The organism is Halorubrum sp. T3 (assembly GCF_000296615.1).
Classification (GTDB): Archaea; Halobacteriota; Halobacteria; order Halobacteriales; family Haloferacaceae; genus Halorubrum; species Halorubrum ruber.
In genome coordinates, this window is record NZ_JH815330.1 from 417888 (window position 1) to 431564 (window position 13677).

The 13677-nt window shown below is 70.4% G+C and carries 19 protein-coding genes; 7 read left to right on the plus strand and 12 right to left on the minus strand.

Going from position 1 to position 13677, the window contains the following annotated elements:
* Positions 1 to 51 precede the first annotated feature (51 nt).
* Complete coding sequence (locus tag B378_RS0111105; RefSeq protein ID WP_017343854.1) at positions 52 to 933, minus strand: molybdopterin synthase; 882 nt, start codon at positions 931 to 933, stop codon at positions 52 to 54.
* Between the two features lie 132 nt (positions 934 to 1065).
* Here B378_RS0111105 and pyrH point away from each other — a divergent pair, with 132 nt between their 5' ends.
* The 4 genes from pyrH (at position 1066) to B378_RS0111125 (ending at position 4801) form a co-directional block, all read left to right on the plus strand.
* Positions 1066 to 1785: a UMP kinase gene (gene pyrH, locus B378_RS0111110; RefSeq protein ID WP_017343855.1), complete on the plus strand. Its 720-nt coding sequence runs from the start codon at positions 1066 to 1068 to the stop codon at positions 1783 to 1785.
* A complete protein-coding gene (gene lysS, locus B378_RS0111115) occupies positions 1782 to 3515 on the plus strand; it encodes a lysine--tRNA ligase (RefSeq protein WP_017343856.1) in 1734 nt (577 codons plus the stop codon). The genes pyrH and lysS overlap by 4 nt, the downstream gene beginning before the upstream one ends.
* A complete protein-coding gene (locus B378_RS0111120; protein ID WP_017343857.1) occupies positions 3516 to 3791 on the plus strand; it encodes a hypothetical protein in 276 nt (91 codons plus the stop codon).
* A gap of 98 nt (positions 3792 to 3889) precedes the next feature.
* Entirely contained in the window at positions 3890 to 4801 is a 912-nt protein-coding gene (locus tag B378_RS0111125) for a sensor histidine kinase KdpD (protein WP_026046264.1), read from the plus strand.
* Here B378_RS0111125 and B378_RS17430 read toward each other — a convergent pair.
* The 4 genes from B378_RS17430 to B378_RS0111145 form a co-directional block, all read right to left on the minus strand.
* On the minus strand, positions 4785 to 4919 hold the full coding sequence (locus tag B378_RS17430) for a hypothetical protein (RefSeq protein WP_017343858.1): 135 nt from the start codon (positions 4917 to 4919) through the stop codon (positions 4785 to 4787). The two genes, B378_RS0111125 and B378_RS17430, sit on opposite strands and share 17 nt — an antisense overlap.
* A gap of 117 nt (positions 4920 to 5036) precedes the next feature.
* Positions 5037 to 5339 carry a DUF5808 domain-containing protein gene (locus tag B378_RS0111135; protein ID WP_017343859.1) on the minus strand — a complete coding sequence of 101 codons (303 nt, stop codon included), beginning with the start codon at positions 5337 to 5339 and terminating at the stop codon, positions 5037 to 5039.
* Positions 5340 to 5445: 106 nt separating this feature from the next.
* Complete coding sequence (locus B378_RS0111140) at positions 5446 to 7179, minus strand: bifunctional N(6)-L-threonylcarbamoyladenine synthase/serine/threonine protein kinase (protein ID WP_017343860.1); 1734 nt, start codon at positions 7177 to 7179, stop codon at positions 5446 to 5448.
* 9 nt (positions 7180 to 7188) lie between these two features.
* Entirely contained in the window at positions 7189 to 7494 is a 306-nt protein-coding gene (locus B378_RS0111145; protein ID WP_017343861.1) for a 30S ribosomal protein S24e, read from the minus strand.
* Between the two features lie 149 nt (positions 7495 to 7643).
* On the opposite strand from B378_RS0111145, the gene B378_RS0111150 reads away from it, so the two are divergent.
* Positions 7644 to 8228 (plus strand): hypothetical protein, encoded by a 585-nt coding sequence (locus B378_RS0111150; RefSeq protein WP_017343862.1) that lies wholly within the window; start codon positions 7644 to 7646, stop codon positions 8226 to 8228.
* A gap of 21 nt (positions 8229 to 8249) precedes the next feature.
* On the opposite strand, the gene B378_RS0111155 is transcribed toward B378_RS0111150, so the two are convergent.
* From B378_RS0111155 to B378_RS0111175, 5 genes are read right to left on the minus strand one after another with little or no spacing between them, the layout of a single operon-like run.
* The gene (locus B378_RS0111155) at positions 8250 to 8885 is read right to left on the minus strand and encodes a GTP-dependent dephospho-CoA kinase family protein (RefSeq protein ID WP_017343863.1); all 636 of its coding nucleotides are present in this window, start codon (positions 8883 to 8885) and stop codon (positions 8250 to 8252) included.
* A 28-nt stretch (positions 8886 to 8913) separates the two neighbouring features.
* Entirely contained in the window at positions 8914 to 9111 is a 198-nt protein-coding gene (gene spt4 / locus B378_RS0111160) for a transcription elongation factor subunit Spt4 (protein ID WP_017343864.1), read from the minus strand.
* Positions 9111 to 9686, minus strand: a complete 576-nt coding sequence (locus B378_RS0111165; RefSeq protein ID WP_017343865.1) for a DNA-directed RNA polymerase — start codon at positions 9684 to 9686, stop codon at positions 9111 to 9113. The genes spt4 and B378_RS0111165 overlap by 1 nt, the downstream gene beginning before the upstream one ends.
* A gap of 21 nt (positions 9687 to 9707) precedes the next feature.
* Entirely contained in the window at positions 9708 to 10178 is a 471-nt protein-coding gene (locus B378_RS0111170) for a PIN domain-containing protein (protein WP_017343866.1), read from the minus strand.
* A gap of 1 nt (position 10179) precedes the next feature.
* Positions 10180 to 11424, minus strand: a complete 1245-nt coding sequence (locus B378_RS0111175) for a translation initiation factor IF-2 subunit gamma (RefSeq protein ID WP_026046265.1) — start codon at positions 11422 to 11424, stop codon at positions 10180 to 10182.
* 704 nt (positions 11425 to 12128) lie between these two features.
* Between B378_RS0111175 and B378_RS0111180 the strand changes: the two genes are divergently transcribed.
* Entirely contained in the window at positions 12129 to 12620 is a 492-nt protein-coding gene (locus tag B378_RS0111180; RefSeq protein ID WP_017343868.1) for a DUF5810 domain-containing protein, read from the plus strand.
* Between the two features lie 36 nt (positions 12621 to 12656).
* On the plus strand, positions 12657 to 13094 hold the full coding sequence (locus tag B378_RS0111185; RefSeq protein WP_017343869.1) for a DUF5809 family protein: 438 nt from the start codon (positions 12657 to 12659) through the stop codon (positions 13092 to 13094).
* Between the two features lie 70 nt (positions 13095 to 13164).
* Here the strand turns inward: B378_RS0111185 and B378_RS0111190 are convergent, their stop codons facing one another.
* Together B378_RS0111190 and B378_RS0111195 are read right to left on the minus strand one after the other, a co-directional pair.
* Entirely contained in the window at positions 13165 to 13431 is a 267-nt protein-coding gene (locus B378_RS0111190; protein WP_004597304.1) for an elongation factor 1-beta, read from the minus strand.
* Position 13432: 1 nt separating this feature from the next.
* The gene (locus B378_RS0111195) at positions 13433 to 13612 is read right to left on the minus strand and encodes an HVO_2753 family zinc finger protein (RefSeq protein WP_017343870.1); all 180 of its coding nucleotides are present in this window, start codon (positions 13610 to 13612) and stop codon (positions 13433 to 13435) included.
* Positions 13613 to 13677: the final 65 nt, after the last annotated feature.

A 13677-nucleotide genomic window follows, 5' to 3' on the forward strand; every position in this document is an offset into this window, starting at 1 on the left:
CCGGCCGTCCGACGTTGTGGGGAAGGCCTCGACGCCGCCTCCGACCACCGTTCAGTCGCGCCGATGGACCCAGAACGTCTCCGATTCTGTCGCCTCCTTTTTGAATATCGGTACCTCGTCTTTCAGCCGGTCGATCCCGTCCTCGACCGTCCGGAACGCCTCCCGGCGGTGGCCGGCGAGCACGACCACGAACACGATGTCCTCGCCCGCCTCGATCACGCCGGTGCGGTGGTGCATCCGCACGTCGAAGACGCCGTCGCGGTCTTCGAGCTCGTCGGCGATGTCCCCCATCCGCGCCTCGGCGACCCCCTCGTACTTCTCGAACGCGAGGTGCGTCGTCCGGTCGTCGTCCGGGTCGTCGCGGGCGCGCACGCGGCCGGTGAACGTGGCGATCGCCCCTGACCGGTCGGCGTCCGCCGACGCCTCGACGCGCCGCACGAGCGTCTCGCGGGTGATCCACGGCTCCGCGTCGTCGAGGTCGGCGACGAGCGCGTCGAGGTCGACCTCGTCGGGGGCGCCCGCGGTCGCGAGGACCGTGCCCGGCACGCTCTCGGGGTCCGGGTTCGGGCCGAGGAGGACCGCGGGGACGCGCAGGCGCGACTCGCCGACCGCCAGCAGGTAGTCGTGGTCGGGGGCGAGCCCGTCGAGCAGGTCGTCGAACCCCTCGACGCTTCCCCGCCCGGTCCAGTTCCCGTCCGCGTCGAACGCGATCTCGGTGTCGGCGTCGGGGCGTCGAGCGGGGTCGGTCCCCTCGCCGTCGACCACCCCGCCGTCGGTGGCCGGATCGGTCGGACCGACCGAGTCCGCCTCGCTCCGCCTCCCGCCGTCCGGGTCGGCGCCGCGTTCCACGACGGCGACCCGCCCGTCCAGCCGCGCCGCGAGCCGCCGCGCCAGCGCCGAGCCCCCGTCGCCGACGATCGATATCGGTCGCATACCCGAGAGCGGGCCGCGACCGGCTTAGGCGTTTCCCGGTCGTCCCGTCGGTCCGGATCCGGTGTCCCGGACCGGCTCCGCCGCGTCCGGGCTTGACAATCCTTAAGACCGCGACAGGGGTACTCGTCGCCAATGAGAGTCGTCGTTTCTGTCGGCGGGAGCGTGCTCGCGCCGGACCTCGACCCCGCGCGCGTGGCCGCCTACGCCGAGGCGATCGAACGACTGGTCGCCGACGGCTGCGAGGTCGGGGTCGTCGTCGGCGGCGGCGGCGTCGCCCGCGAGTACATCGAGACGGCCCGCGAAATCGGGGCCAACGAGGTCGAGCTCGACCGGCTCGGCATCGGGACGACACGGCTCAACGCCCGCCTCCTGATCGCCGCGCTCGGCGACCGCGCGAGCCTCGCGCCCGCGCCCGACACGGAGGAGGCGGCGGCGGCGCTCCGCCGCGACGAGGTGTCGGTGATGGGTGGGGTGACGCCGGGACAGACGACCGACGCGGTCGCCGCCGCGTTCGCCGAGTCGGTCGACGCCGACCTGCTCGTGTACGCCACGAGCGCCGACGGGGTGTACGACGCCGACCCCAACGCCGACCCCGACGCGACCCAGTTCGCGGAGCTGTCGCCGGCCGAGCTCGTCGACATCGTGCTCCCGATGAGCCGCGACGCGGGCGCGTCCGCGCCCGTCGACCTGCTCGCCGCGAAGCTGATCGACCGGGCCGGCATCCGGTCGATCGTCTTAGACGGTACCGACCCGAGCGCCGTCGTCGACGCTGTGTTGCGCGGCGACCACACGGGGACCGACGTGGTCCCTGTCGACGGCGCCGAACCGAGCCGCTGGACGGAGGACCGATGAGCGCGGACGACGACTCCCCGCACATCCTCTCCGAGCAGACCGCGCTCGACGAGGGAGCGGCAGACGAGAGCGCGGAAGCGGTCGACGACGGCGAGGGCGCGAGCGACGAATCTGCGGAGACGTTCCACGCCTTCTGGGCCGACGTCGTCGCGGACAAAATCGAGACGCGCGACCCCGACGAGCCGATCGTGATCAAGGGCGGCGTCTCCCCCTCCGGGGTCGCGCACCTCGGCAACTTCAACGAGATCATGCGCGGCTACTTCGTCGCCGAGGTGCTCCGCGACCGCGGTCACGAGGTCCGGCAGGTGTTCACCTCCGACGACAGGGACCCGCTGCGGAAGGTCCCGCGGAAGTTAGCGAACGCGGACGGCGAGATCGTCGGCCTCGGCGAGGTCGACGCCGGCGCGCTCGGCCGCAACCTCGGGAAGCCGTACACGGCAATTCCGGACCCGTTCGGCGAGGCCGACTCGTACGCGGCCCACTTCGCGGGCCTGCTGAAGGCCGACGCCGACCGGCTGAACGTCCCCGTCGAGATGCTCTCGAACACCGAGCTGTACGCCGACGGCGCGTTCGACGACGCGGTCCGGACGGTCCTCTCGGACGTCGAGCGCGTCCGCGAGGTGCTCTCGCCGTATCAGGACAAGGTCGACGACGAGTACGTCCCCTTCAACCCGGTCTGCGAGTCGTGCGGCAAGGTCACCGAGACGGTGACGGCGATCGACCTTGACGCGGAGACCGTCGACTACGTCTGTACCGACATGGACGCCGGCGGCAACACCATCGAGGGATGCGGCCACGAGGGGACCGCGACGTTCCGCGAGGGGAAGCTCCCGTGGCGGCTTGAGTGGCCCGCACAGTGGGAGGTCCTCGGCGTCGACTTCGAGCCGTTCGGGAAGGACCACGCCGAGGGGTCGTGGCCCTCCGGGGTCGACGTCGCGCGGAACGTCTTCGGCGAGGAGCCGCCCGTGCCGATGGTGTACGAGTGGTTCACGCTCAACGGCGAGGCGTTCTCCTCCTCCGAGGGCAACGTCGTCACGGTCCAGGAGCTGCTTGAGCTCATCGAGCCCGAGGTGCTACGCTACTTCTTCGCGCTCCACCCGAAGAAGGCCCGCGACCTCGACGTCGAACGGCTCGACCAGCTCGTCGACCGGTTCGACCGGTTCGAGCGCGCCTACTTCGGCGAGGTCGACGACCCGGACCTCACCGCGTTCGCCGAGCGCGCCTACCCGTTCGTCGTCGGGAGACCGGACGACCCGCCGACGGAGCGGCCGATCCGGCTCCCGTACACGTTCGCGGCGGTCCTTGGAATGGTCGACGACCCCGACTTCCGCGAGCGCCTCGCCCGCGACGAGGGGCACATCCCCGCCGAGGCCGACGAGGACGCGGTCGACGCCGCGCTCGCCCGCGTGGAGCAGGCCCGGAACTGGGCCGAGCGGACCGAAAACGAGTACGACTACCGCCTCCAGACCGACCTCCCCGCGGTCGAGTTCGACGAGGACGTCGCGGCCGCGCTCGACGACCTCGCCGACTTCGTCGCGGCCGGCCACGACGGCGAGGAGATCCAGGGGGCGATGTATGAGACCGCCCGCGACCACGACGTCGAGGTGAGCGACTTCTTCGCGGCCGGCTACCGCCTCTTCTTCGACGACACGCAGGGGCCGCGGCTCGGGGAGTTCCTGGGCGAACTGGAGCGCGACTACGTCGTCGACCGGCTCCGACGGGAGGCGTAGATGCCCGAGGACCGCTCGCTCGACGACTTCGCCCTCGGTGATGAGGACACCGATTCCGACGCGGCGGAAGCCGCCGACGATTCTGCCTCGGACGACGGGGACCCGGACGCCCCGAGCGATCCGAACGACGCCGCTGACCCGGCCGCCGTCGACCCCGCGGTCGCCACCTCGACGTGGCATACGGACGGCGCGGCGTGCGACCGCTGTGGCGAGCGGGTCGAGCGCCGCTGGCGCGACGAGGACGACTTCGTCTGCGCCGACTGCGCGTCGTGGTGACTGTCTTTCTGCGATCGGATGCGACGGTCAAAATTTAAGCCGACGGCCGTCGAGGAGTTGCTCGCGAAGAAAATTCGGCGAGTAAAAGTTAAATATAAATGAAGTTTAATTCGGAACTGATCTACGGGCGGTCTGCGGCCGCTCTCACGGCGGCGTACCTCTGTCTCGGAGCGCTGTTCGCGGTCGCGGTTCACCTCGCGGTCGCGTCGGCGAACGGGACCGCGGCGGGGTGGGCGCCGACGCGACTCGTCGGGGACTTCCTGCTCGTCGCCGGGTCCGGCGGACTCCTCTACGGCGCGGTCACGCACCACCGGCGGCGGGCAGAGACCGCCAGACGGGACCTCGAAACCTCCAACCAGCAGCTACAGGTTCTGAGCCGGGTGTTCAGACACAACGTCCGAAACGACCTCAACGTGATTCAGGGGTACACCGACCTGTTGGCCGACCGAGTCGACGACGAGCGGGGCCAGGAGTGCCTGGAGACGATCCGGCAGACGACCGACGACGTCATCGCGATCAGCGAGAAGCTCCGGGTGATCGAGGACGCGTCGCCCGAGCGGCCGGACGGCCGCGTTAACCTCGTCGACGCCGTTCACGAGGCGATCGGGGTCCTCGACGACGACGGAACCGCGGTCACGGTCGAAACCCCGTCCGAGGCGTGGATCCGCGCGGACGACTCCGTCGAGTTCCCGATCCGCGAGGTGTTCGAGAACGCGGTCACCCACAACGACGGCGCGACGCGGCGCGTGGCGGCGACGATCCGCGAGAACGGGACCACCACCTGTCTGGAGGTCACCGACAACGGGCCGGGGATCCCGCCGGACGAGCGCGCGGTGTTACAGGCGGAAGAGGAGACGCCGCTCTCGCACGCGAGCAGCATCGGGCTGTGGCTCGTCAAGTGGATGTGCGAGACGCAGGGGGGGACCGTCCGCTTCGAGGCGACGGACGACGGCACGACGGTCCGGCTCCGGTTCGAGTCCGCTCCGCCGCCCGCTACTCAAGCTCGGTGATCGTCACGGCGTACACCGCGCCGCAGTTCCCGCATTCGACGTGGACGCCGCGGCTCGCCTCGCCGCGGGTGAACTCGGAGATCTCCTCCGAACAGGAGCACTCGAACTGGACTTTCATTATCCGTTCTGCGCGCTGCTGGTATTTAAAAGAAACCGATGCGGAATCAACGGCGAAAAACGGCGATCGCGGTACCACCCCGCACGCCGTTCCCTCGGTCAGAGGTCGCGCTCGGCGTCAGTCGTCGTCGACGATCACTTCGACGGGGCCGTCCCCGTCGTCCGCGGCGTCCTCGTCGTGTCCGCCCGACGCGTCGGGGCCGCCGGACTGCTGCTGCTGGTAGTAGAGCCCACCGGCGACGGCGAGGACGAGCCACGACCGCCAGTTGGCGAGGTTCAGCGTGTAGCCGATGCCGAACGGCTTCTCGACGAGCATCCCCTTGCCGGGCTGCCAGTACGACGAAAGCAGGCGTCCGAGGCTCGGGCGCTCGAAGTTGTACGGGATTCCGAGAATCTCTCCCGACGACGGTTTATCTCCCATGCCCGGTACTCTATCCGCTGGCACCATAAATCGTGGCGCCATCGGACGCCGATCGCCGTGGGGAGCGCAGCCGCGCCGACGCCGCGGTCGGCGGCGCCGGAAGTCCTCAGCGATACCGGCCGCGGTCCGCCACGTCGCGAAGCCGTTCGAGGACCTCGCCGTCTCCGACGGCCCCGTACCCCGATTCGAACGCCGCGATCAGCGGGTCCGGGTCTGTCGCGGTCGCCCGGATCGATCCCTCGAACACGTGGAGGTCCATCGCGTGGTCCTCGACGTGGCCGGTGTGGTAGCCGAGCCCGAAGTCGATGAGGTACGTCTCCGGCGCGGGGTCGGCGTTGCCGCTCTCCGCCCCCGCCTCGACGTCGTCGGGCGACACGCGTACGTTCCGGGTCGTCGGGTCGCCGTGGACGATCCCCGCGCCGTGAAGCCGCGCGAGGTGGCGGCCGACGGCCTCCGTCCACCGCTCGTCGAGGGCGGCCGCGAGGTCGCGGTCGCCGACGTACTGGAGCGTCAGCGTCGCGTTCGCGAGGTCGACGTCGGACACGAGCGGCGTCGGCACACCCGCGCGCCGCGCCTCGCTCGTCAGCCGCGCCTCCGCGACGGTGCGGTCGCGCCTGAGCGTCCGGTCGAGCTCGGGGTGGCGATACGACTTCTCCACGCGCCGCTTGATCACGCGACGGTCGCCGCCCCTCCCCTCGACCGTCACGGTCGCCTCCGCGCCGCGGCGGTCCGCGTCCGGGTCGCGCGCCGCGCCGCCCGACCCACTACCCGGGCCTCCCCGAGCGACCGACTCGCCGTCGCGCCACGTCACCGGCACCTGGTCCGGTCGGAAGTTCGGGTCGACCGCGGACTCCGCGATCGGAATCGTGTCGCCCGCGGCGGCCATCTTCGCGCCCAACACGGCGATCATCCCCGCGTTGTCACGGAGGAAGCGCGGCTCCGGGGCGTGGAAGTCGGCGCCGCGGGCCTCGCACATCGCGGCCAGCATCTCGCGCAGCCGGTCGTTCTGTGCGACGCCGCCGCCCAACACGAGCTCGTCGGCGCCGGTCAGCGACAGCGCGCGCTCCGACACCTCCGCGAGCATCGCGAAGACGTGCTCCTGAAGCGAAAAGCAGATCTCCTCGACGGGGACCCCATTGTCCGCCGCGTCGTTGGCGGCCGAGCTGATCCCGGAAAAAGAGAAGTCCATCCCCTTGACGACGTACGGGAGGTCGAGGAGGTTGGCGTCGGCGGTCCCCCCGTCACCTTTACTGTCGTCGCCGGAACCGCCCGCGGCCGCCGCGAACTCCGCGGCCGCCGCCTCCACCTTCGGCCCGCCGGGGTGGCTCCAGCCGACGTGGCGCGTGAACTTGTCGATCGCGTTGCCGACGCCGGCGTCCATCGTCTCGCCGAGAACGCGGTAGCGCCCGTCGTGGTAGCCGAGCAGGTGCGCGTTTGCGCCCGAGGCGTTCAGACAGACCGGGTTGTCGAAGCCGGATTGATGGCGACCGATCTCTAAGTGCGCCACCATGTGGTTGACGCCGACGAGGGGGACGTCGAGCGTCCCGGCCAGCGACCGCGCCGCGGTCCCGACGATCCGGAGGCAGGGGCCGAGCCCGGGGCCCCGGGAGAAGGCGATCGCGTCGACCGCGTCCGGGCCGTGTTCCGCCTCGGCCGCGCTCAGTACCCGGTCGACGACCTCGGGGATCGCCTCCGACATGTGTTCGGCGGCCTCGCGCGGGTGAATGCCGCCGCTGTCCGGCTCGTAGGCGTCGGATTCGATGAGAACTGAGTCGGTCTCGGCGTCGTACAGCGCGGCGCTGGCGCACCACGCGGTACCCTCGATGCCGAGGACTCGCATCCGGCGGGGTTACGCTTCCTCGGCGTCCGCCTCTTCGCCGCCGATCTTGTTGCGTTCGAGCATGTGGTCCTGTTCGACCTCCAAGGCGTCAGCCGCGGAGTCGTACACCTTCGCGTAGCCGATCGTCTTGCGCATGCCGAACTTCGTGTCGAGCTCGTGGACGACGACCTCCTCGGAGTCCTTGTCGAGCTTGGCAGCCAGCGAGTCGCGGACCGACAGCCGCGAAGGGGTGGCTTCCTCGTGGGTCGTCTCGAAACGGATGTCCGTGCGGTGCAACATCGGGTTCTCCTCCTCGGAGATGATATCGACGTCCATGGTTCAGTTGGGCGTATATCCCCTCGAAAGCTGTAAAAGGATTTCGAAGCGGGGGTGACGCCGCCGAACCGCTCGCCGACCGTCGACCGAGTGCCCCGTTCGGCGTCAGAGTTTCACTTCTCCGGAGCGTGTGTATCGTTACCGCGCGGATGTCCGACGACACTCGATTCGAGCCGACCGACCGCTCGGAGTACGACCTCGTCCGGGCGGCGAACGTCATCGTCCCGCTGTCGCCGCTCCGGAAGGCCCGGGTCTGCGGCGCGCTGGCACTCCTCGGTGCGCTCGCGGCGCCGGTCGTCGCGACCCTGCCCGCGGCCGTCCGCGACGCAGCGTTCTCGGGGCCGCCGCTCGCAACCCCGCTCGGCGTCGCGGCGGTCGTGCTGGCCGGCACCGTCGCCGCCGGCCTCGCCGGTCTCGGGCTCGTCGCGCTCCACCGCCGCCTCGCGCGCGGTCCCGAACCGACGGACGACGCGGTCTGGTCGTTCCTCGCCATCGAGGACGCGCTCACGGGGATCGGGTTCGTCACCGGCGGCCTCGGCGTCGGCGTCGGCCTCTCGCTACTGGCGAGCGGTCACTGGGGCGTCGACGCGCTCGACGCCCTCCGGCGCAACGGCGTCGAGCCGTACCTCTCGGTTTCGACGGTCCCGGTGACGCCGCGGCTGACGAGCGCGGTCGGGCTGGTGGCCGGCCTCGCCGTCCTCGCGGTGACCGTCGTCGCCGTCGACCGCGAGTGACGCCGACGGACCGGCTGTCACCTACTCTCCGCCGGCGTCGTCGAACTCGTCCGGGTCGACGCCGAGAATCTCGTACGCGGCCGCGGTGTCGCCGGTCAGCCCCTCGAACAGCTCTCGCGCCCGCCGCCGGGTCTCGGGCGTGACCGCGACGCGGACCATTCCCTCGCCCGGCTGGCCGTAGACGACGGTCGACCCCAGCGGCGCCGCGAGCATCGCCGGCAGCGCCGCTAAGTCCTCCTCGCCGGTCACCTCGATCGTCACCGGCTCGGTGGCCGCGAGCGCCTCGGCGAGCGCGTCGAGCAGCGCCGCCGACAGCGCTGCGGCGGGGTTTTCGACGGGAATGCGCCGCTCTTCGGCGGCGTCGAGCGCGGTCGCTATCTCCTCGCGGACCGCCTCGCGCTCCGTCTTCCCGTCGACTAACGCCGCGTCCGGGACGCGGCCGGCACCCCGGAGGTGATACGTGACCACGTCGCCGACCGCGATCAGCCGCGGGGGCCCCTCGTCCGGGGAGCCGTGTCGCTCGCGGGTCTCGTCGGCGGCCTCTAAGAGCGCGGCGGCATCAGTGGTCACCGGCCCCAGCGGCTCCTTGAACGCGTCGCGCAGCGATTCGGGCAGCGTGAGAAGCGGGTCGGACGGGTCGTCGGGTGAGTCGATCATCGGTTTCGTTCGGCCTCAGTGCGGCCGGTTAGCGGACCTTGAGCGCGTATGCGCCCGCCTCGGAGACGTTCATCTCCTCGGCGATCTGGCTGTCCTCGGGATCGGTGATGATGACGTAGCCCGCCCAGTCCTCCGTCAGCGACGAGGACCCGCAGAGCGCGCAGGTCTGGGCGTCCGGGTCGTTGACGTGGTGGCACTCCCGGCACGCCAGGCGGTCCTCGGCCATCAGTCGGCCTCCTCACCGGTCTGCTCGCGGTGTTTCCGCTGGCCCTCCAGCCACTCGTGTTTGCCGAGGCCGGGCTGTTTGGCCGTGAGCCCGATCTTCGAGTCGCGCGGGTTGCGCTCGTCGATGCTCTTGGTGACGACGCGGACGCGCACCGCGTCGTCGACGCCGAGCGTCTTGTCGGAGTCCGACGAGGCGAGCTGCTGGTTCGCGCCGTCGAACGTGAGGTACTCGTCGGTGATCTGCGAGACGTGGAGCAGCCCGTCCACCGGCCCGATCCCGACGAAGGCGCCGAACTCGACCGTCTCGACGACGGTGCCGTCGGCGACCTCCTGCATGTCGGGGTCGTAGGTGAGTGCGTCGAACTCCGCCTCGTAGTAGACGCCGGGGCGGTTGTGTAACACCGCGCCCTCCCCGATGTCGTGAACCTCGATGACGCTCACGACGCTGCCGACCTCTTCGTCCATCCGTCCTTCCAGCTTGTCTTGGAGCAGGGCCTTCACCCGCTCGTCGGTGACGTCCGCCAGGTGCTTCGGCGGGACCTCGACCGTGTCCTTGAGTCGAACTCGTTTGTACATGTTGTTGGTTGTCCGCGGCCGCTAGGGTTCCGTTATCGCCAGTGTGTTCCGACCCCTTAAACCGATTACTGGTGCGTCCGCGGCCAGCACCCGGTTCGCGAGGGGTCCGTCGACCGTGACGACGGCGTCGACCCGGCCGGCCGCGGCCAGGGCGACGAGCGCGTCGTCGGCGTACGATTCGTCCGTCTCCACCGCCTCCGCCCGCTCGGCGAGATCCGCCCCGACGCTCGCGGCGGTCGCCTCGGCGCCGTTGCCGCCCTGGAGCCCGTCGAGCTCCGCGAGCACCGCCTCCGGCACCACGGCCTCGTAGCCGCCGAGGAGCCGGTCCAGCTCCTCGAACAGCCGCAGGTCGGCCTCGACCGGCGCCATCAGCGCGCTCGTGTCGAGCGCGACGACAGGGGCGCCGCCGGGGCCGTCTTCCGCGAGATCCTCGCTGCGGGCGTCGCCCGCGGGGGTCGACTCGGAGCCGTCCGCGCGGGCGTCGTCGGCCACGTTACGTCAGGGTCCCGACGCCGATGAGCCGCCAGCGCGCGCCGACGCGCCGATTGATCGCGATCTGGGCGCCCTCCTCGGCGCAGACGGGCCGCTTGAGGCTCACCTCGCACTCGCCGTCGCGCGCGCTCGTCACGGCGCCGACCGTCGTCGCCGTGCCGACCGTGAGCATCAGCGGCTCGCCGGTGCTGATCTCCTCGATGTCGCTCTCGCCGCTCTCGTCGTCCTCCTTCCCGACGACGCGGTCGAGGAGGTCGACTTTCATCTCGAACTCCTCGCGCGTCGGCGGGAGGGTGCCGGGCTCGCCGGCGACCTGCCCGGCGAGGGCGTCGCCTTTCGTCAGGCTCGGGTCGAGCCCGGTGCCGACGCCGAGCAGGCCGCCGGGGTGGGCGGTCTCGACGTCGCGGTCGCCGGCCTGGAGCGACCGGACGGTCGTCTCCAGGGGGCGCCACTCGGTCTGGCCCTCCTCGTCGACCTCGCGGCCCGGGCGGATCTCTAAGCCGTCGCCGACCGACAGCTCGCCGCTGACGAGCGAGCCGCCGACGACGCCGCCCTTGAGGTCCTCGGCGCTCGCGCCCGGTCGGTTGATGTCGAACGAGCGGGCCGCGTACATCCGGGCGCTCTCGCCCGGGTCGCGGTCCGGCGTCGGGATCTCCGTCTCGATGGCGTCGATGAGGAGGTCGAGGTTGACCTCCTGTTGGGCCGAGACGGGGACGATCGGCGCGTCCTCCGCGACGGTGCCCTCGACGAACTCCTGGATCTGCTCGTAGTTGTCGACGGCGCGGTCGCGGCTCACGAGGTCGACCTTGTTCTGGGCGATGACGATGTTCTCGATCCCGATGAGATCGAGCGCCATCAGGTGCTCTTCCGTCTGGGCCTGCGGGACGTCTTCCGTCGCGCTGACGACCAGGACCGCGCCGTCCATGATCGAGGCGCCCGAGAGCATCGTCGCCATCAGCGTCTCGTGGCCGGGCGCGTCGACGAACGACACGGTCCGGATCGGCTCGCTCTCGGAGCCGTCCTCGCACTCCTCGTCGACGGTGTAACACTCGGGCGCGTCGACGCCGGGGCAGCGTCGGAACGTCGCGTCCGCGTACCCCAGCCGGATCGAGATGCCGCGCTTCATTTCCTCGCTGTGCTGGTCGGTCCACGAGCCGGACAACGCCTGTACCAGCGTGGTCTTCCCGTGGTCGACGTGACCGACGAGACCGATGTTCACCTCCGGTTGTGTGTTGGCTTCAGTCACTGTTGGACCTCCTAACGGAGTAGTCTTACCCGAATTTCGCCCCGTGCGAGTGATAAAGTTGCTGTTATAGCGGCGTCAGCCCGCGCGACGGCTTCCGGCGGAGGGCCGACCTCGACGGCGAAGTGGTATATAAATAAACGAACCCGGGTGGCGTGGCCGTTTATAAATAGTGCCGCGGTGCGGTGGCGCGTGCCTGCGAGGCCGCGTTGCGGCCGAGCAGCACGCGCGAGGGACGCGGTGAGCGAGGGCGACCGGAGGGGGCCCGAGCGAACCGCGAGGCTGGGGAGGCGTGAGGTGCTGTGCGGGGCGGTGCGGGGCGGGACTCAAAGGGGCAGCCGCGAGGGCGGCGCAGGCGACGTAAGTAGCGTGGCGCTACGCGCCACGGAAAGCCGGCGGCGAAGCCGCCGGCGACACCGCAAGGAGCGAGCAGCGCGAGCGACTGGGGAGCGTGGTTCGAGAGAGCGAAGCTCTCTCGTCATCACGAGACGCCTTCGGCGTCTCGAACGACAACGAGCGTGCGCCGCCCTCGCGGCTGGGGCTTTGGCGGTGTTTGCCGTCGATCCGGTATTAGCCATTTATAAGCGAGCGGCTGGGACTTCGGCGATGTTGTTCGCGTCACGGCCGGTATGATTTATAAATAACTCCCATCGACTCCGACAACGTTCGACGCCGATTTACGCCTCACGGGTCAACGCGAATTCATAATGGGATACGCGTGCCCGGTCTGTGACACCCCGCAGCGCGACGGCGAACACCTCGCGCACCACCTCGCGTTCACGGCGATGCTCCACGGCGGCGACCACGCCGACTGGCTCGACGAGCGCGTCGACGACTGGAGCGAGCGAGAGCCCGCCCAGCTCGCGGCCGAGGTGACCCCGCACGCCGACGACGCCGAGTACGACGAGGTGTTCGAGGACACCGTCCCGCGCGGCCGCCCTGATGTGGGGATGGGATCGGGCGGAGGCGCGGCCGGGCACGAACACGCTGGTCACGACCACGCCGACCACGGGCACGGCGCCGACCCCGACCCCGCCTCCGGAGCCGGCGTCCCGGACCCCGAATCCGTCGACGACCCCGAGGTCGCCGAGGCGCTGCGCGAGGCGCGCGAGATGACCCGGAAAGCGCAGGAACAGGAGAACGACACCGACGCCGACGCCGACGACCCCGACTCCGCGGACGACGACCGCGACTCGTAACGGAACGCCCTTTTCGGCCCGCGCTCAACCCCGCGTATGGAGACCAGAGGCACGTTCGCCCCGGAGACCCGCGCCGACGCGCTCGAACGGTACGAGGAGGTCGGCCCCGTCGCGCAGGTGGTCGTCCGCGAGGCGACGAAGGCGATGTCGTTCGACGCCGACGAGTACGACGAGCGCGTCACGCCGGAGGTGATCCGGACCGCCCGCGACGCGACGTTCGCCGAGCTGCTCGCCGTTCACGTCGGCACGGGCGACGAGTTCGACGCGTGGCTCGCGGACAGCGAGTTCGACGACGAGGACGTCGTGCGGATCGGCTCCGAGAACGTCGACAACGTCGTCTGGCATCCGGTCCCGTTCGCAGACACCGTGATCGCGGCGACGTATCAGGAGGAACCGGACGCGGCGGCGAGCACCCTCCGACGCAACGCCTTCGGGCGCGTCTACCGCGAGGAGTTCTACGAGTCGGGCCGGTAAGGGATACGGCAGTCGCTGTTCGAGACGAACGAACGAAAAAACGGGAGTCGCAGTCGACGAGTTGTCTGCCTTACAGGCGACCGACGTTTTCGACCGCGACGGACTCGACCTCCTCGACCTGCGAGAACGCCTCTTCGACGGCCTCCGTGCCGCCCGCGCCGTCGGGGACGATGACGGTCGGCAGGAGCGCGACGAGCCCGAACGCGACGTCGTCGCGCTCGAAGCCGCGGATCTTCGCGCCCTCGGGGAGGACCTCCTCAAGGCGGTCCTGGAGGTCGTCGAGGTCGACGTCGGGGCTGTTCGGCATGACCTTGATCTTGGCGGCGACGTCGCCCATCTTACGGCCCCCGGAAGCCGCAGTCGTGGCACTCGTAGAGGTTGCTCTGCTTCCGGCACTTCGCGCACCGGTAGATGGTGGCGCCGCAGTCCGGACAGGAGAACCGCGCGGCGTTCATGCCGGACACCTGAATCCCGCAGGAGACGCACTGCGGAGTGGCTTGGGAGTCGCTCTGGCTCATACACGTACCTACCGGCGGCGACTTTTAACCGTTGTTCTTTTCGCCGGAACGCGCCGTGCGCCCCG